Origin of the sequence: Pseudomonas kilonensis (assembly GCF_001269885.1) — a bacterium.
Classification (GTDB): domain Bacteria; phylum Pseudomonadota; class Gammaproteobacteria; order Pseudomonadales; family Pseudomonadaceae; genus Aquipseudomonas; species Aquipseudomonas kilonensis.
The window spans coordinates 89,555-112,109 of the sequence record NZ_LHVH01000024.1 but is presented as its reverse complement, the minus strand read 5'-3'; the positions used below and the strand labels follow the sequence as shown (position 1 = coordinate 112,109).

The following is a 22,555-nucleotide window of genomic DNA, read 5'->3' as shown; positions in this document are numbered from 1 at the left end:
CGCCCATAATCGTGTTTTTCGCCCGCCGCAGACCCTCGCAGGAGCCTCATGGAGCAATTTCGCAATATCGGCATCATCGGTCGCCTGGGCAGTTCGCAGGTGCTGGACACCGTTCGCCGTCTCAAACGTTTCCTCCTGGAGCGGCACCTGCATGTGATCCTCGAAGATACCATCGCCGAAGTCTTGCCGGGCCATGGCCTGCAGACGTCGTCGCGCAAGATGCTGGGCGAGGTCTGCGACATGGTCATCGTGGTCGGCGGCGACGGCAGCCTGCTGGGGGCCGCCCGGGCCCTGGCGCGGCACAATATCCCGGTGCTGGGGATCAATCGGGGCAGCCTGGGGTTCCTTACCGATATTCGTCCTGATGAGCTGGAAACCAAGGTCGCCGAGGTGCTGGACGGCCACTACCTGGTGGAAAACCGCTTCCTGCTGCAAGCCGAGGTCCGTCGTCACGCCGAAGCCATCGGCCAGGGCGATGCCCTCAATGACGTGGTGCTGCACCCTGGTAAATCCACGCGCATGATCGAGTTCGAGCTGTACATCGACGGCCAGTTCGTCTGCAGCCAGAAGGCCGACGGCCTGATCGTCGCGACCCCGACCGGTTCCACGGCCTACGCGCTGTCGGCCGGCGGACCGATCATGCACCCCAAGCTCGACGCTATTGTGATTGTGCCCATGTACCCCCATACCTTGTCTGGGCGACCGATTGTGGTCGATGGCAACAGTGAGCTGAAAATCGTCGTGTCCAAGGATATGCAGATCTATCCGCAAGTGTCCTGTGACGGCCAGAACCATTTCACCTGCGCGCCGGGTGACACCATCACCGTCAGCAAAAAAGCGCAGAAGCTGCGCCTGATCCATCCGCTGGATCACAATTACTATGAAGTCTGCCGGACCAAGCTCGGCTGGGGCAGTCGGTTGGGGGGTGGAGGCGACTGATGCTCGATCCTGCGCGCAGTTACGATTTGATCGGTGACGTGCACGGATGCGCCCTGACCCTGGAACACCTGCTGGACCGACTCGGTTACCACAAGCAGGGCGGGGTCTGGCGGCATCCGTCGCGCATGGCTGTGTTCCTGGGGGACATCATCGACCGTGGCCCGCGGATTCGCGAGGCGCTGCACATCGTCCACGACATGGTCGTGGCCGGCCAGGCGCTGTGCATCATGGGCAACCACGAGTTCAACGCCTTGGGCTGGAGCACACCGGCGTTGCCGGGCAGCGGCCAGCGCTACGTGCGCGAACACACGCCACGCCACGCCCGCCTGCTCAACGAAACCCTGACCCAGTTCGAGCAGCATCCCGGCGACTGGCATGACTTTCTCAAGTGGTTCTATGAACTGCCGCTGTTTGTCGACGCCGGCCGGTTCCGGGTGGTGCATGCCTGTTGGGATGCGGGCCTGATCGAACCGCTGCGTGGCCTGTTCCCGGATGGTTGTGTCGACGAACATTTCCTCCAGGCCTCGGCGCAACCGGGCAGTTTTGCCTGCACGGTGTTCGACCGTTTGCTGCGCGGCACGGACATGCGCCTGCCCCATGGCCTGACGCTGACCGGTGGCGATGGCCTGACCCGTTCGTTTTTCCGCACCAAGTTCTGGGAAGACAACCCGCAGACCTACGGCGACATCGTGTTCCAGCCCGACGCCTTGCCGGAACCGGTGGCCCGCACGCCACTGTCGCCGGATGAAAAAAACAACCTGCTGCGCTATGGCGTCCATGAACCGTTGCTGTTCGTCGGCCACTATTGGCGCAGCGGCAAGCCCGCGCCCATTCGCCCGAACCTGGCCTGCCTGGATTACAGTGCGGTGCTCTACGGCAAGCTGGTCGCCTACCGCCTCGACCAGGAAACCCGCCTGGATCCGCACAAGTTTGTCTGGGTCGATGTCGAGCGGCCGGAGGTGTTGCAATGAGTGTCGTCGCGGTTCTGCGCCTGCCCCTGGCAGTCGACCTGAGCGGCTTCGTCAAGCTGCTGCAACGCATGCAGGTCCCCCATCGTGTCAGCGAAGAGGCGGGCGAGCAGGTGCTCTGGGTGCCGGATGAAATCAGTGAGGATGTGCGTTCGTTGTACGCACGTTTTCCCGCCGGCGATCCCGATCAGCAGTTGGAACTGCCAGACACGGGTGGCACTTCTCGGCGAGCGGGGTTCGTCCAGCAACTGACCCGCAGTCCAGTGACGGCCCTGGTGCTGTTGCTGAGCCTGATCGTCAGCGCGGTCACCCTGCTGGGGGATAATCTTGAGACCCTGCGCTGGTTGACCTTCCTCGAATTTCGCATCGTTGGCGACTACATCCAGTTCACACCGTTGGCCGATAGCCTGGCGGCGGGGCAGTGGTGGCGGCTGGTAACGCCGATGCTGATTCACTTTGGCTTCCTGCACATCGCCATGAACGGCATGTGGTACTGGGAACTGGGACGACGGATCGAAGCGCGTCAGGGTGGTATCAACTTGTTGGGGCTGACGCTGCTGTTCAGCCTCGTCTCCAATTTCGCCCAGTACTTTTTCAGCGGCCCGACGTTGTTCGGCGGCTTGTCGGGGGTGCTGTACGGCCTGCTGGGCCATTGCTGGATCTACCAACTGCTTGCACCGAACCCGGCCTATCACTTGCCCCGTGGGGTGCTGGTGATGATGCTGGTGTGGTTGCTGCTGTGCCTGTCCGGGCTGGTTTCGCTGATCGGTTTCGGTGAAATCGCCAATGCGGCTCACGTCGGCGGGCTGCTCGTCGGCTGCTTCACGGGGTTGTTGGGCGGACTGTTCGCTCGCCGTAAAATGGCCCTTTGACCGGCGCCTGTGCCTTTTGAAAATGCGCGATTGCGCGGAGAACCCATGTCTTCCTTCAACGAAATGATCAAGAACATCACCCCCGACATCTACCAGAGCCTGAAACAGGCGGTGGAAATCGGTAAATGGGCCGATGGCAACAAACTCACCGCCGAGCAGCGCGAGCTGTCGCTGCAGGCGATGATCGCCTGGGAAATCCAGAACCTGCCCGAAGACGAGCGCACCGGTTACATGGGCGCGCAGGAATGCCATTCGAAATCGACCGAAGTGCCAAATATCCTGTTCAAGTCGGACGCCATCCATTGATCGAGATTGGCCGCGGTGCAATCAGCAAGATGTCGGCGCGCCTTGACGGGCCGACCGTTCAATACGCCTTTCGCCTGGACGACGTCGAGGTGCCGGTCAACCCGTTGATTGGCAGCACGATACGCCTGGAGTACCTCGGTGCGATCCACTGCACCCACTGTGGACGCCGGACCAAGACCAGCTTCAGCCAGGGTTATTGCTACCCGTGCATGACCAAGCTGGCCCAGTGCGACCTGTGCATCATGAGCCCCGAGCGTTGCCATTTCGACGCCGGCACCTGCCGTGATCCAGCTTGGGGCGAGCAGTTCTGCATGACCGATCATGTGGTCTACCTGGCCAATTCCTCGGGCGTGAAAGTCGGCATCACCCGCGCCACGCAGTTGCCGACCCGTTGGCTGGATCAGGGCGCCAGCCAGGCGCTGCCGATCCTGCGGGTCGCCACCCGCCAGCAATCGGGGTTTGTCGAGGACCTGTTCCGCAGCCAGGTGGCGGACAAGACCAACTGGCGCGCCTTGCTCAAGGGCGACGCCGTGGCGGTGGACCTGCCGGCGATCCGCGACGCGCTGTTCGACAGCTGCGCCGAAGGTTTGCGGGGCCTGCAGGAACGATTCGGCCTGCAAGCGATCCAGACCATAGCGGACGTCGAACCCATCGAGATCCGTTATCCGGTGGAGCAATACCCGGCCAAGATCGTCAGCTTCAACCTGGACAAGAACCCGATTGCCGAAGGCACGCTGCTGGGGATCAAGGGCCAGTACCTGATTTTTGACACCGGCGTGATCAACATTCGTAAATACACGGCCTACCAGCTCGCCGTGCATCAGTAGAAGGATTCGACCCATGCGCACCGAACAACCGAAGATGATTTACCTCAAGGACTATCAGGCGCCCGAGTACCTGATCGACGAAACACACCTGACCTTCGAGTTGTTCGAGGACCACAGCCTGGTCCATGCGCAACTGGTGATGCGCCGCAACCCCGAGCGCGGTGCCGGGCTGCCGCCGCTGGTGCTTGATGGCCAGCACCTGGAACTGCTCTCGCTCAAGCTCGACGACGCCGATCTGGGGCAGGGCGACTATCAACTGGACGACAGTCACCTGACCGTTCACCCCAAGGCCCAGGCCTTCACGGTCGACACCACCGTCCGGATCCACCCGGAAGCCAACACCGCCCTGGAAGGTTTGTACAAATCCGGCAGCATGTTCTGCACCCAGTGCGAGGCCGAGGGTTTCCGCAAGATCACCTATTACCTCGACCGCCCGGATGTGATGAGCACGTTCACCACCACCGTGGTCGCCGAGCAACACAGCTATCCGGTGCTGCTGTCCAACGGCAACCCGATTGCCAGCGGCCCCGGCGAAGACGGCCGGCACTGGGCAACCTGGGAAGACCCGTTCAAGAAGCCGGCCTACCTGTTTGCCCTGGTGGCCGGCGACCTGTGGTGCGTCGAAGACACCTTCACCACCCTGAGCGAGCGCACCGTAGCGCTGCGCATCTATGTCGAGCCGGAAAACATCGACAAATGCCAGCACGCCATGACCAGCCTGAAGAAGTCGATGCGCTGGGACGAAGAGGTATACGGGCGCGAGTACGACCTGGACATCTTCATGATTGTCGCGGTCAACGACTTCAACATGGGTGCCATGGAGAACAAGGGCCTCAATATCTTCAACTCCAGCGCCGTGCTGGCCCGCGCCGAAACCGCCACCGATGCCGCGCACCAGCGGGTCGAGGCGATCGTTGCCCACGAATACTTCCATAACTGGTCGGGCAACCGCGTGACCTGCCGCGACTGGTTCCAACTGTCGCTCAAGGAAGGTTTCACGGTGTTCCGCGACGCCGGGTTCTCGGCCGACATGAACTCTGCCACGGTCAAGCGCATCCAGGACGTGGCGTACCTGCGTACCCACCAGTTCGCCGAAGACGCCGGCCCCATGGCGCACCCGGTGCGTCCGGACAGCTTTATCGAGATATCCAACTTCTACACCCTGACCGTGTACGAAAAGGGCTCGGAAGTGGTTGGCATGATCCACACCCTGCTGGGGCCTGAGGGTTTCCGCAAGGGCAGTGACCTGTACTTCGAACGCCATGACGGCCAGGCCGTGACCTGCGATGACTTCATCAAGGCCATGGAAGATGCCAACGGCGTCGACCTGGCCCAGTTCAAGCGCTGGTACAGCCAGGCCGGTACACCGCGGCTGGCGGTGAGCGAGTCTTATGACGCCGCTGCCAAGACCTACAGCCTGACCTTCAGCCAGAGTTGCCCGCCGACCCCGGACAAGATGGAAAAGCTGCCGTTCGTGATTCCCGTGGAGCTGGGCCTGCTGGACAGCAAGGGTGCTGAAATCCCTCTGCGCCTGGTCGGTGAAGCCGCGGCAGATGGCACGTCCCGAGTGATCTCGGTGACCGAAGCCGAGCAGACCTTCACTTTCGTCGATGTCGCTGAACAGCCGCTGCCTTCGTTGCTGCGTGGTTTCTCGGCGCCGGTGAAGCTGAGCTTCCCGTACAACCGCGACCAGTTGATGTTCCTGATGCAACACGACAGCGACGGTTTCAACCGCTGGGATGCCGGCCAGCAGTTGTCGGTACAGGTGCTGCAGGAACTGATCGCCCAGCATCAGCAGGGCGCCAGCCTGACGCTGGACCCGCGCCTGGTCAGTGCGCTGCGCAGCGTGCTGTCGGACGAGTCCCTGGACCAGGCCATGGTCGCCGAAATGCTCTCGCTGCCAAGCGAAGCCTACCTGACGGAGATCAGCGAAGTGGCCGACGTCGAGGCGATCCATGTCGCCCGTGATTTCGCCCGTCAGCAGTTGGCCGAGAACCTGTTCGAAGCCCTTTGGCTGCGCTATGCAGCCAACCGCGACCTGTCGAAGAAAACGCCTTACGTGGCCGAGGCCGAGCATTTCGCCCGCCGCGCATTGCAGAACATCGCACTGTCGTACCTGATGCTCACCGGCAAGCCTGAGGTGCTGAGTGCGACGCTTGAGCAGTTCGACACCGCCGACAACATGACCGAGCGCCTGACCGCGCTGGCGGTGCTGGTCAACTCGCCATTCGAAGCCGAGAAGGCCAAGGCCCTGGAAGTGTTTGCGGAAAACTTCAAGGGCAACCCACTGGTCATGGACCAATGGTTCAGCGTCCAGGCCGGCAGCCCGTTGCCGGGTGGCCTGGCGCGGGTCAAGGCATTGATGGAGCACCCGGCGTTCAATATCAAGAACCCGAACAAGGTGCGGGCGCTGCTGGGGGCGTTTGCCGGGCAGAACCTGATCAACTTCCACGCCGCCGACGGTTCGGGTTATCGCTTCCTGGCGGACCTGGTCATCCAGCTCAATGGCTTCAACCCGCAGATCGCCTCCCGGCAACTGGCGCCGCTGACTCGCTGGCGCAAATACGACAGCGCCCGCCAGGCGCTGATGAAAGCCGAGCTGGAGCGCATCCTGGCCTCCGGCGCGCTTTCCGCCGATGTGTTCGAAGTGGTGAGCAAGAGCCTGGCGTGACCGGGCTGCGCATTGCCTTTTTGTGGCGAGGGGATTTATCCCCGCTGGGCTGCGAAGCAGCCCCCAAACCATGCAACTCGGTGTGTCAGGAAAACTGAGTTCACTGCTTTGGGGCTGCTGCGCAGCCCAACGGGGATAAATCCCCTCGCCACATTCATCACCCTCGCGAATGTCTTCTGATTCACCCTTGGCCAATAGCCCCGTGGTTAACAAAAGATAACGCGGTGTCGATTGTCAGACCTTTCGAAAGCCCGATAGGATAGATCAGCTTCCGAAGTGGCTCTAGATTGCAGGTTTCAGGACTATGCTCCAGGACTGGCAACACACCAAGCCATAACAATAATAATGGGGGAAAGGTCTATGAATGAGCCTGTCATGGCTGTGGGCCGCAGCCGGCCGCCGATGCTGCGCAGAGTTGCGTTGCTGGCTTCGGCGCTCTCGCTGCTGGGCTCTGCGGTATTGTCGGCACCGGTGATGGCTGTTGCGGCGTCGACGTCCGATGTCATCTATTCCGTCGAGTCGGCCAAGGCCAGCAAAACCCTGATGCTCGATGTGGTCCACGCCGGCCAGCGCCTGGTGGCGGTCGGTGACCGTGGGCACATTGTCTATTCCGACGACCAGGGCACGTCCTGGACCCAGGCCAAGGTGCCGACTCGCCAACTGCTCACCGCGGTATTTTTCGTCGATGACAAACACGGCTGGGCCGTGGGGCACGACGCGCAGATCCTCGCCAGCGATGACGGTGGCAGCACCTGGACCAAGCAATTCGAAGACCTTACCCGCGAAGCACCCTTGCTGGACGTCTGGTTCAAGGATGCCAGCAACGGTTTCGCCGTGGGCGCCTACGGCGCACTGCTGGAAACCACCGACGGCGGCAAGCACTGGGAAGACGCCAGCGACCGCCTCGAAAACGAAGACCAGTTCCACCTCAATGCGATAGCCGCCGTGAAAGACGCCGGGCTGTTCATTGTCGGCGAGGCCGGCAGCATGTTCCGCTCCGCCGACTGGGGCCAGACCTGGGAAAAGGTCGAAGGCCCGTACGAAGGCTCGCTGTTCGGGGTCATCGGCACCGCCCAGCCGTCGACGCTGCTGGCCTACGGCTTGCGCGGCAACCTGTATCGTTCCACTGACTTCGGCGGCACGTGGGATCAGGTCGAGCTCAAGGCCGCGCGCGGTGCCCTGGAGTTCGGCCTGTCAGGCGCCACGCTGCTGGCGGACGGTTCCATCGTGATTGTCGGCAACGGCGGCAGCGTGGTGCGCAGTACCGACGACGGCGAGACCTTCAGCGTGTTCAACCGCCCGGACCGGATTTCCGTGGCAGCCGTCACGGCGGCAGGCAACGGCAACCTGATCCTGGCGGGGCAAGGCGGCGTGCGTGCCACCACGTCCACCGGCGCCGAACTGAGCAAATGAGTCAGTCCTGCAAGACGGGCACAAAAACAAGAAGGCGGAACCCATGAGCAGTCATCACCAAGACAAGGCGACGTTCCTCGAGCGCCTGATTTTCAACAACCGCCCGGCAGTGATCATCATTTGCCTGTTGGTCAGCGTTTTCCTGTTCTGGCAGGCCACGCTGATCCGGCCCTCCACCAGTTTCGAAAAAATGATCCCCCTCGAGCACCCCTTCATCCAGAAGATGCTCGAGCACCGCAACGACCTGGCGAACCTCGGCAACACGGTGCGTATTTCCGTGGAAGCCACCAATGGCGACATCTTCTCCAAGGACTACATGGAGACCCTGCGCCAGATCCACGACGAGGTCTTCTACATCTCCGGCGTCGACCGTTCCGGGCTCAAGTCGTTGTGGAGCCCCAGCGTGCGCTGGACCGAAGTGACGGAGGAGGGCTTCGCCGGTGGTGAGGTGATCCCCCAGAGCTACAACGGTTCGGCCGACAGCCTCGACCTGCTGCGCAACAACGTGCTCAAGTCCGGCCAGGTCGGGCGCCTGGTGGCCAACGACTTCAAGTCGAGCATCATCGACATCCCGCTGCTGGAGTCTTATCCCGACCCGCAGGACCAGGGCAAGTTGCTCGCCCTGGATTACCAGAAGTTCTCCCACGAGCTTGAAGACAAGATCCGCAACAAGTTCGAAGCCCAGAACCCCAACGTGCAGATCCACATCGTCGGTTTCGCCAAGAAGGTCGGCGACCTGATCGACGGCCTGATCATGGTGGTGCTGTTCTTCGGCGTGGCCTTCGTCATCACCCTGATCCTGCTGTACTGGTTCACCAACTGCATGCGCAGCACCGTGGCGGTGTTGACCACCACCCTGGTGGCCGTGGTCTGGCAACTGGGGTTGATGCATGCGGCCGGTTTCGGCCTGGATCCGTACTCGATGCTGGTGCCGTTCCTGATCTTCGCCATCGGCATCTCCCATGGGGTGCAGAAAATCAACGGCATCGCCTTGCAGTCCAGCGAGGCGGACAACGCCCTGACAGCGGCGCGGCGTACCTTCCGGCAGTTGTTCCTGCCGGGGATGATCGCGATCCTGGCGGACGCCGTGGGCTTCATCACCTTGCTGATCATCGACATCGGCGTGATCCGCGAACTGGCCATCGGCGCCTCCATCGGCGTGGCGGTGATCGTGTTCACCAACTTGATCCTGCTGCCGGTGGCGATCTCCTACGCCGGCATCAGCAAGCGTGCGGTCGAGCGCAGCAAGAAAGACGCGACCCGCGAACATCCGTTCTGGCGCCTGCTGTCGAACTTCGCCAGCGCCAAGGTCGCGCCGGTGTCCATTGCCCTGGCGGTGGTCGCCTTTGGCGGTGGCCTCTGGTACAGCCAGAACCTGAAGATCGGTGACCTGGACCAGGGCGCGCCGGAATTGCGTCCGGACTCGCGCTACAACCAGGACAACAATTTCATCATCAGCAATTATTCCACCAGCTCCGATGTACTGGTGGTGATGGTCAAGACCAAGACCGAAGGTTGCTCGCGCTATGAAGCCATGGCCCCCATCGACGAGCTGATGTGGAAGATGCAGAACACCGAGGGGGTGCAGTCGGCGATTTCCCTGGTGACTGTGTCCAAGCAAATGATCAAGGGCATGAACGAGGGCAACCTGAAATGGGAGACCCTGTCGCGCAACCCTGACGTGCTGAACAACTCCATTGCCCGGGCCGATGGCCTGTACAACAACAGTTGCTCCCTGGCGCCGGTGCTGGTGTTCCTCAACGACCACAAGGCCGAGACCCTGGACCGTGCGGTGAAGGCGGTGCAGGACTTTGCCAAGGAAAACAACCGCGATGGCCTGGAATTCATCCTTGCCGCCGGTAACGCCGGCATCGAGGCGGCCACCAATGAAGTGATCAAGGAATCGGAGCTGACCATCCTGGTCCTGGTGTACATCTGCGTGGCGACCATGTGCATGATCACCTTCCGTTCCTGGGCGGCGACGCTGTGCATCGTGCTGCCGCTGGTGCTGACCTCGGTGCTGGGCAACGCCCTGATGGCGTTCATGGGCATTGGCGTGAAGGTCGCGACCTTGCCAGTCGTGGCCCTGGGCGTGGGCATCGGCGTGGACTACGGCATCTACATCTACAGCCGCCTGGAAAGTTTCCTGCGGGCCGGGTTGCCGTTGCAGGAGGCTTACTACCAGACACTGAAATCCACCGGCAAGGCGGTGCTGTTCACCGGTTTGTGCCTGGCGATCGGCGTGTGCACCTGGATCTTCTCGGCCATCAAGTTCCAGGCGGACATGGGGTTGATGCTGACGTTCATGTTGCTGTGGAACATGTTCGGCGCGTTGTGGCTGTTGCCGGCGCTGGCGCGGTTCCTGATCAAGCCCGAGAAACTGGCGGGGCAGAAGGGCAATTCATTGTTTGCTCATTGATCGACGATAGAACCTGCCCAATGTGGGAGCGAGCTTGCTCGCGATAGCGGTGTGACAGTCAATGAAGGTGTTGAATGTCAGTGCGCAATCGCGAGCAAGCTCGCTCCCACAGGTTTTTCTGGTGCTCAGACGCTGATCATTCCTAGCCACAATGAATGACCCCGCCTTGGGTGAGCGGCATCACAACCCTTACGCTTGCGTTGTCATCAGGTCGCCAACGGCAAGAACTTGCTCTGCGCCATGAGCTTGCCGATGTTCCCTCGATGCACATTCACCACCGCGTAGGGACTATCCGCCTTGGCGAGCAGCGAGTGATAGTCTTCCCGGCGTTGTGCCTTGGTTTTCAGGTGGGCGACGCTGTAGTCGGCTTTCGGCGTATCGATTTTTTCGTAGTGAAAATGCGCGTACCAGAGGGGGAAGCCGTCACGGTTGTTGATGGCATATTCCTGGAGGAAGTCCTTGCGGGCGCCTTTCAACGCTTTGCGCTCACCCAGTCGCGCGACTTGTATCAGGTTCTGTTCGAACAGGTACTGGAGGTTGCCGTCGGTGGGCGGCAGGTGCAGGCTCAATTCGACACGCAGGGCGCTGCCCCTGGACGTCAGTCTGGAAATGGCCTCGGTCAACTGCCTGCCCAGCGCTTGATCGGCCGGCGTGCGTGGCGTTTGTGAGGCTGAGAAGGCCCTGTCGAGTTCTTCAGAAAGCGTACGGAAGCGACTGGCCTCATTGTTCATGATCTCTTCGATTTCCTGAGGATGACGGCAACGCTTTTTATAGCTTTCAGCGCGGCGAAGACGTTCTTCCAGCTCCTCCAGCAGTGTTCGCGCATCGCCCTTGATCGCGTTGACCGATCGGGTCCTGGGGGCTCGAGCCGGTCGGCGTACGTCGACAACGTCCCAGACGTCGTCGTGACGCGAATAGGTGGACAGCACCTGATCGTCGACTTGGGAGCGCAACTCGACGACTTCAATCGGCAAGGAGGTGCCGGCCGGTTTCAGGTCACCAATCAGAACGCCACTCCTGCGGGTCTTGATCACCTTTTTCTGAGGACTTCCGGAAGGTGCTTTGGGACGTTTGGGCGCGCGCTTGCGCGGTGTCGGTTCGGGTTTGACTTCTGCCGCCAGTTTGCCGGACGCATCCTGGTACAGGCTGTCAAGCAGCGTGGTCAGCTTCTCGAAATAGGCGTCGTTGATATCGTCGGCATAAAGGGTTTTCATGCCCTGCAAGGCGTCGAGGGCTTCGCCATAATGCTCGGTCAGGCTGGTCAGTACCTCAAGCTGCTCAGAGGCGCTCAGGTCGTACAGTTGCAGGTCAGCGTGGGAGCGTACTTGCTCGGCCAATGGCTTGACGATGCGATACAGGCTATCGGGCAAGTCGGTTTCCGGGTGTTTGATGGCCAGTATCGGCAGGGCGGCCAACTGCAGGGCCTTGGTGCCTATGACATTCCTTTCATTCTGCGGACGGCCGCGGGTCAGGCGGTCGAACGCTTGGGCCCCCACCGAATCCAGGTTCAATAGCTTCTCCAGGTACTCATCCTTGAGTTGCAGCCAATGGATGGCGCGATCATTGATGTCGCTCATGGCTTCGAGGAACACCACGTAGCGCTGCATGTCGCGAGCCACGTCTTCTTCCACAAACGTTCCGAAAAACTGCGGGTGAGCGGTATTGAGGGCCCGTTGATCCATTTCCACCATCAGGAAGGCCTTGCGGGCATTGTTGACGACATTCTCCATCAGCCCGCGGACGCTTGCGGAAGGCAAACCAATGCCCAGCCTTGCGCGTTCGGGCGCACTGTCCAGCAGTTTCAAATAGATGTCGGTCTGCTCGTTGAGCAGGTCATAAAACACCTTTCGTTTGGGTGCGCGCTGCTCCTCGGTATAAGCGCTTGCTTCTTCGAGCCTCGTCATCACTTGCTGGGCGATGTCCAGGGCTTTTCCCCGTCCGGACTCCTGGGAGAGGTATTCCGTTAACTCACCGGTCAAATCGGCGGCTCTTTGGGCATTGAGACGACGCTGGTCCGCCACGCGTTTGGGGGGAGAGCCTCCCAGCAGGCGTAAACGCAGGTCCATAGACCAGTTACCGTCAATGTCTGATTGCAGCGCAGGACCCGTTCGTGCGGGGTCGAGCGGATCGACAATCGTGGTGCTGCCGTCCGGATCCGGGCTGACCTGATACAGGCTGTCTTGCATGAATACGTGCCATTTGTTGCCGATCACGTACAAGCCCTTGAAAGGACCATATTGAATCGGCTCAGGCAGTGACGCAGGGCGCAGTACCTGCATGCGCCTTATGCGGGTGCGTTGCTCCGGCGTCAAATTGAAACGGGGAGTGGAGTACCTGAGATCGAGGGTCCTGCTGGCGACTTCGGATTGTTCGCCGGGCAAGGCAACGGACCCTTCCAAGATTCTCGGCGAGGCGGGTGCGGGCCACTGCTGCTCGACAACACGCGGTGCGGGGGAGCGCATCGCTTGTTCCTTGACCGATGTGGGCACGGATGCACGAGAGGGCGCACGGGCGGAGGGAAATTGGCTCACCAGCATGGCAAGGTTGACCAGCAAGTCGACGGCGGCGAGTTCCCGTGTCGTCGGATCTTCACTGCTCAGGGCCGGGATATCATGACTGGCGCTGGCCATCAGGCTCCATAGCCAGGCGACGGTCATGGCCGGGCCACGCAGCAACGGAAACAGCAGCGTATTGAACAGCAGGCTGCCGCCCTGGAGAAACACCGCCCAGCGGCTTTCGCTGTTGGAAACTGAATGGCGGTCGGCCTGGGTGACCAGCGCTTGGGCGTTGCAGCCATAGAGGTACTGCATCAGTTCGCCTTTGTGCAGGTATTGCAGCAGTTCGTCGTTGGCGCCATGGGTGGCGAGTGTCGCCGGAGCGGGTTTTTCGGGACGATTGAATTCGTCACCCTGGAAAAAACGCACAATGTGTGGCTCCGCGAAACCACCATTGGCATACACCGGGCGTGCGCTGTCGGACATCCAGGTCAGGATGCTGTCTTGCAAATCCCCTTTGGCGGCGACGGCCTGCAACAGGGCCTGGCGCGTCGGGAACGCCAGCAGCGACGGCGCGTACAGGGGGCGATACAAAAGGTGTGGACCCGTTTCGACGTCCTGTGCCTCGACGATGAACATGTTGGTCACGATGTCGGGCCGGGCCAGGGGCTTGCGCAGGAAGGCCAGGTGTCGAATGACCACGGGGCGGCCGTCAACCTGCCGACCAGCCGTGTCGGGTTGCAGCAGGGCCTCAATGAGACGCAGCCCTTGGCGGGTCATGCCGTTTTCGTCGTTGAGCGTTTGCTGCAGTGCCTCAAGCGGCAACTGCGCCGGGAGCTGTTCGGCAAACATTCGCTGGTATTCCTGCGCTTGAGGCGAGTCGCTCAACAGTTCCTGTTGCAGATAACGCGGATAGGTCATGCCGATGTCCGCCTGTTCGATCAGCCCGTCCTTGCGGGTAATGAAGTCCGGCGTTAACCAGGCAGGCAACGCCAGACCCAGGCGATGGCTGAGTGTCAGGTGCCCACTGGGGCGTGCAACGAGATTGTCGATGGCCAGCTGAGTCAGGCTCATCGTTCTTTTCTCACTGATGCCGACGGTCCCCGGATACCCCGCGGAGACGGTGAAAACCAGCGCCACATCGTCGGGTTGGAACTGGCTGGGGGGAGCCTTGGCCGGGCTGCTGTCATTGGTTTTGCTCATCAGCGTGAGTAAAGCGTCAGCCGTAAAAGTCTTGAGGTCACTGAGAGAGGTTCGTCCTTGATCGCGTTTCTTGGCACTGGCCAGCGCCAGGCTGTAGCGCTGGAACCTTGTTTGATCGGCCAGGGACGCCTGTTTCAACCATTCGGGTAGTAGCGGCTCGAGTCGTGTCGATGTTTCAGGCGTGAGGCGTGGCGCGTCGCGCAGATAGCGGGCCGGGTCGCTTAGCTCGTTGTAGAGCGTCTTGAGGTCTTGCAGGCCAATTCGGGAGGGCAATTGCACCGCCTTCAGGTCGGCCAATTGCTGCTCCAATATCAGGGCGGCCTGGGTGTCGAAGGCATTGCCGCCGATCTCGTAGCGTTGGCAGGTGACGGTGTCGACAATGTAGCGGCTGGCGATCCGTTCGCCCCAATGGCGATTGAAGGCGTCCATCGATGCGAAGGACTGCACGGCGCTGCCGGGGCTGCAAAGCAGAATGATGAGCCCGTAGCGTGTGTAATGAAGCAGGAGGATCTCGTTGCTGGGCAGTACGGTGCTGGAGGTGCCCTGGGTGACGGTACTTTCCAGGCTGTAGGCGTAGACGGGGGGCGTATTGCGGCTGAAGCGTTGCTCACGGTCCGGCCAGCGGACGATCTGCTCCAGGGTCTCGCGTGCTGGTTCCGTGAGGCCTGGCTGTTGCAGCCCACGGATATGCAGCAGGTTTTTGAGGGTGTCGCTGAGCCATTGCCAGCGGCTGGTATGGGTGTCGGTTTGGGCGTGGAGGCTGATGTCGGTGTTCCAATAGCGGGTCAGCGCATCCTCCAGCCCGATCGGTAGGGTCCAGGGCAGTTCAAGCAACAGCTTTTTGATGACCTGCATGTCCAGCTTTTCATCGCCTGACCAAAGGCGGTGTGGAATCGAGTCGGAAAGATAACAGTCAAGATGACCCCGTGAACTGAAATCCACGGGTGTGTCGAGGGCCAGGTAGTCAAGCACGAGGGGCATGAAGGGTTGGAAGTTCCAGGCGTGAACGGCTGCATTCGGCGTTGCCAATTGGGTCTTGGAGAGGTCGATGGTCAGCGAGGGGTATTTTGCCGTGATGGCTTGTTCAAGCATTTGTTGCGCGACCTGCTCGAAGGTCGGGCGGCTGGCGAATTGCTGGCTGACGTTTTGTGCCAACTCGGAGGGGGTGTCGGCCGGTGTGGGCGAGGTCATAAGAAGTCCTTTTCCTGAACTCATGGCCGTCGGGATGACGGCGAGAGTCAAGTGTCGGGATTTCCTTGCTCTGCGGGCGGTATATAGATACCACCCGTTGGGCCTGCGTTATGTCAGGCCTGGTCGGGATCGCTGCCCAGCACCACATTCAGCGCGCTGCGGGCATCGTCCAGTTGCACCAGCGTGGCATGGCGGGCACCGAGGGCGTCGCGGTTCTCGATGGCGGTGAGGATCGCCTTGTGGCGTGGCATCGCCAGCTCATGCAGGTTGGGCCGCTGGTTGGAATGCTTGAGCGCCTCGGCGATGGCCACCGACAACATGTTGCAGAGGTTGGCGAGCAGGTCGTTGTGGGTGGCGTCGGCGATGCGGCTGTGGAAGTCCAGGTCCGGTTGCAGCACGGCCTCGGGGGTCGGTGCCGCTTCCATGCGTTGGTAGGCCTCGCGGATGGAGGCGATGTCGGCCTCGTTGGCGAACTGTGCGGCGAGGGCGGCGGCGGCCGGCTCGATGATGCTGCGCACGCTGGTCAGCAGGTTGAAGAATTCATTCTGCGGGCTGCTCTGCATCAGCCAATGCAGCACATCCGGATCGAGCATGTGCCACTCCCGCCGGGCCTTGACCACCGTGCCCACGCGCGGTCGCGAATACACCAGGCCCTTGGCGACCAGCACCCGGGTGGCTTCACGCAGCACCGGACGGCTGACCGCGTACTCTTCGCACAACAAGGCTTCGGCGGGCAGTTTATCGTCCGGTTTGAAGCGCCCGGAAACGATCTGCATGCCCAGTTCCTGGACGATGCGCGCGTGCATGCTTTTGCGGTCGGAAGGTTTACGGTAATCCATGGGACGCGGCGCGATCCTGTGCGAGGGGAGTGCTGCGCATGATAGCAGGCGCGGCGATGGCGGGTCGCTAGTGCGATTTTTGATTTAGATACAGACCCATTGTGGGAGATACAGACCCATTGTGAGAGATACAGACCCATTGTGGGAGTGAGCTTTTTGTGGGAGCTGAGCTTGCTCGCGATGAGGTCCTTCCAGTCAACATCTCTGTTGTCTGTTACACCGCTATCGCGAGCAAGCTCAGCTCCCACAAAAGCTTGCATCCCACAGGGGGATGCCACAGGGGGATGCCACAGGGGATGGGTGGATCAGTGGGAGTGGCGTGGCACCTCGGCGCCGCGGCAGCCGACCAGGAAGTCGAAGTCGCAGCCCTGGTCCGCTTGCAGCACGTGCTCGATGTACAACTGGCGATAACCGCCCACCAACAGGTTCTGCGGTGGCGGCAGGTCGGCCAGGCGCGCGGCGAGTTCGGCGTCCGGGATGTCCAGGTGCAGGCGGCCGCTGGCGCAATCGAGTTCGATCCAGTCGCCTTCCTTCACCGCTGCCAGAGGTCCGCCGGCGGCGGCTTCCGGTGCCACGTGCAGGACCACCGTGCCGTAGGCGGTGCCGCTCATGCGTGCGTCGGAAATCCGCACCATGTCCGTCACGCCCTGAGCCAACAGCTTGGCGGGCAAACCCATGTTGCCGACTTCAGCCATGCCTGGATAACCCTTCGGCCCGCAGTTTTTCATCACCAGGATCGAGTTGGCGTCGACGTCCAGTTCCGGGTCGTTGATCCGTGCCTTGTACTCGTCGAAGTTCTCGAACACCACCGCGCGACCGCGATGCTGCATCAGTTCGGCGGTGGCGGCGGACGGCTTGAGCACCGCGCCCAGTGGCGCCAGGTTGCCGCGCAGCACGCAGATACCGCCGTCGGCGCGGATCGGGTTGTCCAGGGTGCGGATGACCTCGTCCTGGCCGTAGATCGGCGCGTCCTTGGTGTTTTCGCCGAGGCTCTTGCCGTTGACGGTCAAGGCGTTCGGATGGGGAATCAGGTTGGCTTCGCCGAGGCGACGCAGCACGGCGGGCAGGCCACCGGCGTAGTAGAACTCTTCCATCAGGAAGCGCCCGGACGGTTGCAGGTCGACGATGGTCGGCATGCCGCGACCGATGCGGGTCCAGTCGTCCAGGTCCAGTTGCACGCCGATGCGCCCGGCAATGGCCTTGAGGTGGATCACCGCGTTGGTCGAACCGCCGATGGCCGCATTGACGCGGATGGCGTTTTCGAAAGCTTCCTTGGTCAGGATCTTCGACAGTTTCAGGTCTTCACGGACCATTTCCACGGCGCGCATGCCGGACATGTGGGCCAGTACATAACGCCGTGCATCCACGGCCGGAATCGCCGCGTTGTGCGGCAGGGAGGTGCCGAGGGCTTCGGCCATGCAGGCCATGGTCGAGGCCGTGCCCATGGTGTTGCAGGTACCGGCCGAGCGGGACATGCCGCCCTCGGCCGCAAGGAAATCGTCGAGGGTGATGGTGCCGGCCTTGACCTGTTCACTCAATTGCCAGACCACCGTGCCCGAGCCGATGTCCTGGCCTTTGTGCTTGCCGTTGAGCATCGGCCCGCCGGTAACGACGATGGCCGGTACGTCACAACTGGCGGCGCCCATCAGCAGGGCGGGGGTGGTCTTGTCGCAGCCGGTGAGCAGCACCACGCCGTCAATCGGGTTGCCACGAATCGCCTCTTCCACGTCCATGCTCGCCAGGTTGCGGGTCAGCATGGCGGTGGGGCGCAGGTTCGACTCGCCGTTGGAGAACACCGGGAATTCCACGGGGAAGCCCCCGGCTTCGATCACGCCACGCTTGACGTGCTCGGCGATCTGCCGGAAGTGCGCGTTGCACGGCGTCAGCTCTGACCAGGTGTTGCAGATGCCGATGATCGGCTTGCCGTGGAACTGATGGTCGGCGATGCCCTGATTTTTCATCCAGCTGCGGTACATGAAGCCGTTTTTGTCGGCGGTGCCAAACCATTGGGCCGAGCGCAGGAAGGGTTTCTTATCAGACATGATCGATTCTCTTATTGTATGACTATATTGTTCTAGCTGAAGGGTAACATAAGCGCTATTTGTGCGGTTTGGAAGTGTTGTTGGGTAAATAGTATTACTATATAGTCCGATTCAATGGAGGGATTGTCCTGGCGGTCATTCGCGAGAGAAATCCCCCGAGGTTCCATAACAACAACAATCGGAGACCGGTCCCATGAGCCAGGAATTGCGGCTTATACGTCGCATCACGCTGAAACTGATTCCCTTCCTGATCCTGCTGTACCTGATCGCCTACGTGGACCGCTCTGCGGTGGGTTTTGCCAAGCTGCACATGGGCGCCGATCTCGGTATTGGTGACGCCGCCTACGGCCTGGGTGCCGGGCTGTTTTTCATCGGTTATTTCCTGCTGGAGATCCCCAGCAACCTGATGCTGGAGCGCTTCGGTGCCCGGCGCTGGTTCGCCCGGATCATGGTCACCTGGGGCGCGATCACCATCGGCATGGCGTTCGTACAAGGCCCGCATAGCTTCTATGTGATGCGCTTTCTGCTGGGCGCGGCCGAAGCCGGGTTCTTCCCGGGCGTGCTGTACTACATCACCCAGTGGTTCCCGGTGCGCCATCGCGGCAAGATCCTGGGCCTGTTCATTCTGTCCCAACCCATCGCGATGATGATCACCGGCCCGGTGTCCGGCGGCTTGCTGGGCATGGACGGCATCCTTGGCCTGCACGGCTGGCAGTGGCTGTTCATCGTCATCGGCCTGCCGGCGGTGCTGTTGACCTGGCCGGTGTTGCGTTACTTGCCGGACGGCCCGCAACAGGTGAAATGGATGGACCAGGCCGAGAAGGACTGGCTGACCGGTGAACTGAAAAAAGACCTGCAGGAATACGGCCAGACCCGCCACGGCAATCCGCTGCATGCCCTCAAGGACAAGCGTGTCTTGCTGCTGGCGCTGTTCTACCTGCCGGTGACCTTGAGCATCTACGGCCTGGGCCTGTGGTTGCCGACGCTGATCAAGCAGTTCGGCGGCAGCGACCTGGTGACTGGTTTCGTGTCGTCGGTGCCGTACATCTTCGGCATCATCGGTTTGCTGATCATTCCCCGCAGCTCCGACCGCTTGAACGACCGCTACGGTCACCTGGCGGTGTTGTACGTGCTGGGCGCCATCGGTCTGTTCCTCAGCGCCTGGTTGTCGGTGCCGGTGTTGCAATTGGCGGCGCTGTGCCTGGTGGCGTTCGCGCTGTTTTCCTGCACGGCGGTGTTCTGGACCTTGCCGGGGCGTTTCTTTGCCGGCGCCAGTGCGGCGGCGGGCATTGCGTTGATCAACTCGGTGGGCAACCTGGGTGGCTATATCGGCCCGTTCGTGATCGGTGCGCTGAAGGAGTACACCGGCAACCTGGCCTCTGGGTTGTATTTCCTGTCCTGTGTGATGGTGTTCGGCCTGGTGTTGACCGGCGTGGTCTATCGCCTGCTGGAGCGCAAGCATGTGTTGCCGGCGGACCAGTTCGCCGCCAGCGCCCGCGGGGCGACGCGTACCTGAAATTACTGCGATCAACTGTGGGAGCGGGCTTGCTCGCGAAGGCGGTGGGTCAGCTTGCACCAATGTTGGATGTGCCGCCGCCTTCGCGAGCAAGCCCGCTCCCACAAGGGGGCGGTGGTGAATTCAAGTTTTGTTTACAGGGAGAAAACCCATGCGTTTAGTTCAGTTCGAATTGAGTCACGGCGAACGCCGCGTCGGTGTGGTCGAGGGCGATCAGGTGCGCGAAGTGCAGGGCGCTCGCACCGTGCGCGACCTGGCTCTGGCGGCTATCGAAGCGGGCGTGAAGCTTGAGCAACAGGTCAATAGCCTGGGCCTGGGGACTAGCCATGACTACGCCCGGTTGCTCGGTGACCTGCGCATCCTGTCGCCGCTGGACCACCCGGACCCGGCGCACCTGTTGGTCAGCGGCACTGGCCTGACTCACCTGGGCAGTGCCTCGGCCCGGGACAAGATGCACCAGCAGGCCGGTGACGAAGCGGCCATGACCGACACCATGCGCATCTTCAAGTGGGGCGTGGAGGGCGGCAAGCCCCTGGCCGGGCAGGCTGGTGTGCAACCGGAATGGTTCTACAAGGGCGACGGCAGCATTGTGGTCCGCCCGGGCCATCCGTTCCCGCTGCCGCCCTTTGCCGAAGACGCCGGCGAAGAGCCGGAAATCAGCGGCCTGTATGTCATCGGCCACGACGGCAAGCCGTATCGCCTGGGCTTTGCCGTGGGCAACGAGTTTTCCGACCACGTGATGGAGCGCAAGAATTACCTGTACCTGGCCCATTCGAAATTGCGCAGTTGCAGTTTTGGCCCGGAACTTCGCGTGGGTGAACTGCCTCAACATCTGTCCGGGACCAGTCGTATCCTGCGCAACGGCGAAGTGCTGTGGCAGAACGAATTCCTCAGCGGCGAGGCGAACATGTGCCACAGCCTCGAAAACCTGGAATTCCACCATTTCAAGTACAGTCAGTTCCTGCGTCCGGGGGATGTCCACGTTCACTTCTTCGGCACCGCGACCCTGTCGTTCGCCGATGGCATCCGCACGCAGCCGGGGGATGTGTTCGAAATCAGCCAGGCTGAATTCGGCGCGCCGCTGGTCAACGGCATTGCCCCGGTGGACGCGGTGTTCAACCCGGGTACTATCGGCACACTTTAAAGGAGACTTGCGATGAACCAGATCCTTGGCCACAACTACATCGGCGGGGCGCGCAGCGCCGCCGGCCAGACTCGCCTGCAGAGCGTCGACGCCAGCACCGGCGAAGCCTTGCCCCATGACTTCGTCCAGGCCACGGCAGAAGAAGTCGACGCCGCCGCCAAGGCTGCCGCGGCGGCTTATCCCGCCTACCGCAGCCTGAGTGCGGTGCGTCGGGCCGAGTTCCTCGAGGCCATTGCCGATGAGCTGGACGCCTTGGGCGATGCGTTCGTGGCCGTGGTTTGCCGTGAAACCGCGCTGCCGGCGGCACGGATCCAGGGCGAGCGCGGTCGCACCAGCGGTCAGATGCGCCTGTTCGCCAAGGTCCTGCGTCGTGGCGATTTCTACGGTGCGCGCATCGACCGGGCGTTGCCTGAGCGCGCGCCGTTGCCGCGTCCGGACCTGCGTCAGTACCGCATTGGCCTGGGGCCGGTGGCGGTGTTCGGCGCCAGTAACTTCCCCCTGGCATTTTCCACCGCCGGTGGCGACACGGCTTCAGCCCTGGCGGCCGGTTGCCCGGTGGTGTTCAAGGCCCACAGCGGCCACATGGCGACCGCCGAGCACGTGGCCGATGCGATCATCCGCGCGGCTGAAAAAACCGCGATGCCGGCGGGTGTGTTCAACATGATCTACGGCGGTGGTGTCGGCGAATGGCTGGTCAAGCATCCGGCGATCCAGGCCGTGGGCTTCACCGGTTCCCTCAAGGGCGGGCGCGCCCTGTGCGACATGGCCGCCGCACGGCCGCAGCCGATCCCGGTGTTCGCCGAGATGTCGAGCATCAACCCGGTAATCGTCTTGCCCCAAGCGCTGGAAACCCGCGCCGAGAGCGTCGCGCGCGACCTGACCGCCTCGGTGGTGCAGGGCTGCGGTCAGTTCTGTACCAACCCTGGCCTGGTGATCGGCATTCGTTCGCCCCAGTTCACTGCCTTCACCCAGCAGGTGGCCGCGCTGATCGGCGACCAGGCACCCCAGACCATGCTCAACGCCGGCACGCTGCAAAGCTACGGCAACGGCCTGCAGAAGCTGCTGGCTCACCCGGGCATCGAACACCTGGCCGGGCGCGAACAGCAGGGCAACCAGGCCCAGCCGCAGTTGTTCAAGGCCGACGCCAGCCTGCTGATCAACGGTGACGAGGTGCTGCAAGAAGAAGTGTTCGGCCCGACCACGGTGTTTGTCGAAGTCGCGGACCAGGCGCAACTGACCGCCGCGCTGAGCGGCCTGCACGGCCAACTGACGGCAACGATGATTGGCGAGCCGGCGGACTTCGAGCGGTTCAGCGAACTGACGCCGCTGCTGGAGCAGAAGGTCGGCCGCATCCTGCTCAACGGTTACCCGACCGGGGTGGAGGTGTGTGATTCGATGGTGCACGGCGGGCCTTACCCGGCGACGTCCGATGCCCGTGGTACGTCGGTGGGCACCCTGGCGATCGATCGCTTCCTGCGCCCGGTGTGCTTCCAGAACTACCCCGACAGCCTGTTGCCCGAGCCGTTGAAGAATGCCAACCCGCTGGGGATCCTGCGGTTGGTGGATGGCGTGCCGGGGCGCGAGGCGCTCTGAGGGTTGCGGTAAGGCCGTTACATTCAAGTTGAATGTGCCGGCCTCTTCGCGAGCAAGCCCGCTCCCACATTGGAATGCGTTCCCATGTGGGAGCGGGCTTGCTCGCGAAGGCGATCT

At 62.0% G+C, this 22,555-nt stretch carries 14 protein-coding genes; 11 read left to right on the top strand and 3 right to left on the bottom strand.

Features of this window, described 5'->3' with window-relative positions; translation table 11 throughout:
* Positions 1 to 48 precede the first annotated feature (48 nt).
* From AD662_RS16775 to AD662_RS16740, 8 genes are all read left to right on the top strand, one after another.
* On the top strand, positions 49 to 939 hold the full coding sequence (locus AD662_RS16775; protein ID WP_003202709.1) for an NAD(+) kinase: 891 nt from the start codon (positions 49 to 51) through the stop codon (positions 937 to 939).
* Positions 936 to 1,910 carry a metallophosphoesterase gene (locus AD662_RS16770; protein WP_172681158.1) on the top strand — a complete coding sequence of 325 codons (975 nt, stop codon included), beginning with the start codon at positions 936 to 938 and terminating at the stop codon, positions 1,908 to 1,910. Before AD662_RS16775 ends, AD662_RS16770 begins: the two co-directional genes overlap by 4 nt.
* Positions 1,907 to 2,779, top strand: a complete 873-nt coding sequence (locus tag AD662_RS16765; RefSeq protein ID WP_018605811.1) for a rhomboid family intramembrane serine protease — start codon at positions 1,907 to 1,909, stop codon at positions 2,777 to 2,779. Before AD662_RS16770 ends, AD662_RS16765 begins: the two co-directional genes overlap by 4 nt.
* 45 nt (positions 2,780 to 2,824) lie before the next feature.
* Positions 2,825 to 3,085 carry a YeaC family protein gene (locus AD662_RS16760; protein WP_018605813.1) on the top strand — a complete coding sequence of 87 codons (261 nt, stop codon included), beginning with the start codon at positions 2,825 to 2,827 and terminating at the stop codon, positions 3,083 to 3,085.
* Positions 3,082 to 3,912 carry a DUF2797 domain-containing protein gene (locus tag AD662_RS16755; RefSeq protein WP_053189014.1) on the top strand — a complete coding sequence of 277 codons (831 nt, stop codon included), beginning with the start codon at positions 3,082 to 3,084 and terminating at the stop codon, positions 3,910 to 3,912. Before AD662_RS16760 ends, AD662_RS16755 begins: the two co-directional genes overlap by 4 nt.
* Positions 3,913 to 3,925: 13 nt before the next feature.
* The gene (gene pepN, locus AD662_RS16750) at positions 3,926 to 6,583 is read left to right on the top strand and encodes an aminopeptidase N (protein WP_053189012.1); all 2,658 of its coding nucleotides are present in this window, start codon (positions 3,926 to 3,928) and stop codon (positions 6,581 to 6,583) included.
* Between the two features lie 360 nt (positions 6,584 to 6,943).
* Positions 6,944 to 7,996, top strand: a complete 1,053-nt coding sequence (locus AD662_RS16745; RefSeq protein ID WP_053189009.1) for a WD40/YVTN/BNR-like repeat-containing protein — start codon at positions 6,944 to 6,946, stop codon at positions 7,994 to 7,996.
* Between the two features lie 43 nt (positions 7,997 to 8,039).
* Positions 8,040 to 10,415: an efflux RND transporter permease subunit gene (locus AD662_RS16740; protein WP_053189006.1), complete on the top strand. Its 2,376-nt coding sequence runs from the start codon at positions 8,040 to 8,042 to the stop codon at positions 10,413 to 10,415.
* Between the two features lie 206 nt (positions 10,416 to 10,621).
* Here AD662_RS16740 and AD662_RS16735 read toward each other — a convergent pair whose 3' ends face one another.
* The 3 genes from AD662_RS16735 to AD662_RS16725 all read right to left on the bottom strand — a co-directional run bounded on the left by AD662_RS16735 (position 10,622) and on the right by AD662_RS16725 (position 18,185).
* Positions 10,622 to 15,304, bottom strand: a complete 4,683-nt coding sequence (locus AD662_RS16735; protein WP_053189004.1) for a dermonecrotic toxin domain-containing protein — start codon at positions 15,302 to 15,304, stop codon at positions 10,622 to 10,624.
* 113 nt (positions 15,305 to 15,417) lie between these two features.
* The gene (locus tag AD662_RS16730) at positions 15,418 to 16,143 is read right to left on the bottom strand and encodes a FadR/GntR family transcriptional regulator (RefSeq protein WP_018605822.1); all 726 of its coding nucleotides are present in this window, start codon (positions 16,141 to 16,143) and stop codon (positions 15,418 to 15,420) included.
* A 305-nt stretch (positions 16,144 to 16,448) separates the two neighbouring features.
* On the bottom strand, positions 16,449 to 18,185 hold the full coding sequence (locus tag AD662_RS16725; protein WP_053189001.1) for an IlvD/Edd family dehydratase: 1,737 nt from the start codon (positions 18,183 to 18,185) through the stop codon (positions 16,449 to 16,451).
* Between the two features lie 193 nt (positions 18,186 to 18,378).
* Between AD662_RS16725 and AD662_RS16720 the strand changes: the two genes are divergently transcribed.
* The 3 genes from AD662_RS16720 to AD662_RS16710 all read left to right on the top strand — a co-directional run bounded on the left by AD662_RS16720 (position 18,379) and on the right by AD662_RS16710 (position 22,438).
* On the top strand, positions 18,379 to 19,701 hold the full coding sequence (locus AD662_RS16720) for an MFS transporter (RefSeq protein ID WP_018605826.1): 1,323 nt from the start codon (positions 18,379 to 18,381) through the stop codon (positions 19,699 to 19,701).
* A 151-nt stretch (positions 19,702 to 19,852) separates the two neighbouring features.
* A complete protein-coding gene (gene araD1 / locus AD662_RS16715) occupies positions 19,853 to 20,845 on the top strand; it encodes an AraD1 family protein (RefSeq protein WP_053188999.1) in 993 nt (330 codons plus the stop codon).
* Between the two features lie 12 nt (positions 20,846 to 20,857).
* Positions 20,858 to 22,438 carry an aldehyde dehydrogenase (NADP(+)) gene (locus tag AD662_RS16710; RefSeq protein WP_053188996.1) on the top strand — a complete coding sequence of 527 codons (1,581 nt, stop codon included), beginning with the start codon at positions 20,858 to 20,860 and terminating at the stop codon, positions 22,436 to 22,438.
* Positions 22,439 to 22,555 lie beyond the last annotated feature (117 nt).

What these genes read in the sequence shown, in the direction of transcription:
- AD662_RS16720 (WP_018605826.1), top strand. Translation starts at nt 18,379, where the DNA reads ATGAGCCAGGAATTGCGGCTTATACGTCGCATCACGCTGAAACTGATT.
- AD662_RS16745 (WP_053189009.1), top strand. Translation starts at nt 6,944, where the DNA reads ATGAATGAGCCTGTCATGGCTGTGGGCCGCAGCCGGCCGCCGATGCTG.
- AD662_RS16730 (WP_018605822.1), bottom strand. Translation starts at nt 16,143, where the DNA reads ATGGATTACCGTAAACCTTCCGACCGCAAAAGCATGCACGCGCGCATC.
- araD1 (WP_053188999.1), top strand. Translation starts at nt 19,853, where the DNA reads ATGCGTTTAGTTCAGTTCGAATTGAGTCACGGCGAACGCCGCGTCGGT.
- AD662_RS16775 (WP_003202709.1), top strand. Translation starts at nt 49, where the DNA reads ATGGAGCAATTTCGCAATATCGGCATCATCGGTCGCCTGGGCAGTTCG.
- pepN (WP_053189012.1), top strand. Translation starts at nt 3,926, where the DNA reads ATGCGCACCGAACAACCGAAGATGATTTACCTCAAGGACTATCAGGCG.
- AD662_RS16735 (WP_053189004.1), bottom strand. Translation starts at nt 15,304, where the DNA reads ATGACCTCGCCCACACCGGCCGACACCCCCTCCGAGTTGGCACAAAAC.
- AD662_RS16765 (WP_018605811.1), top strand. Translation starts at nt 1,907, where the DNA reads ATGAGTGTCGTCGCGGTTCTGCGCCTGCCCCTGGCAGTCGACCTGAGC.
- AD662_RS16710 (WP_053188996.1), top strand. Translation starts at nt 20,858, where the DNA reads ATGAACCAGATCCTTGGCCACAACTACATCGGCGGGGCGCGCAGCGCC.
- AD662_RS16725 (WP_053189001.1), bottom strand. Translation starts at nt 18,185, where the DNA reads ATGTCTGATAAGAAACCCTTCCTGCGCTCGGCCCAATGGTTTGGCACC.
- AD662_RS16740 (WP_053189006.1), top strand. Translation starts at nt 8,040, where the DNA reads ATGAGCAGTCATCACCAAGACAAGGCGACGTTCCTCGAGCGCCTGATT.
- AD662_RS16760 (WP_018605813.1), top strand. Translation starts at nt 2,825, where the DNA reads ATGTCTTCCTTCAACGAAATGATCAAGAACATCACCCCCGACATCTAC.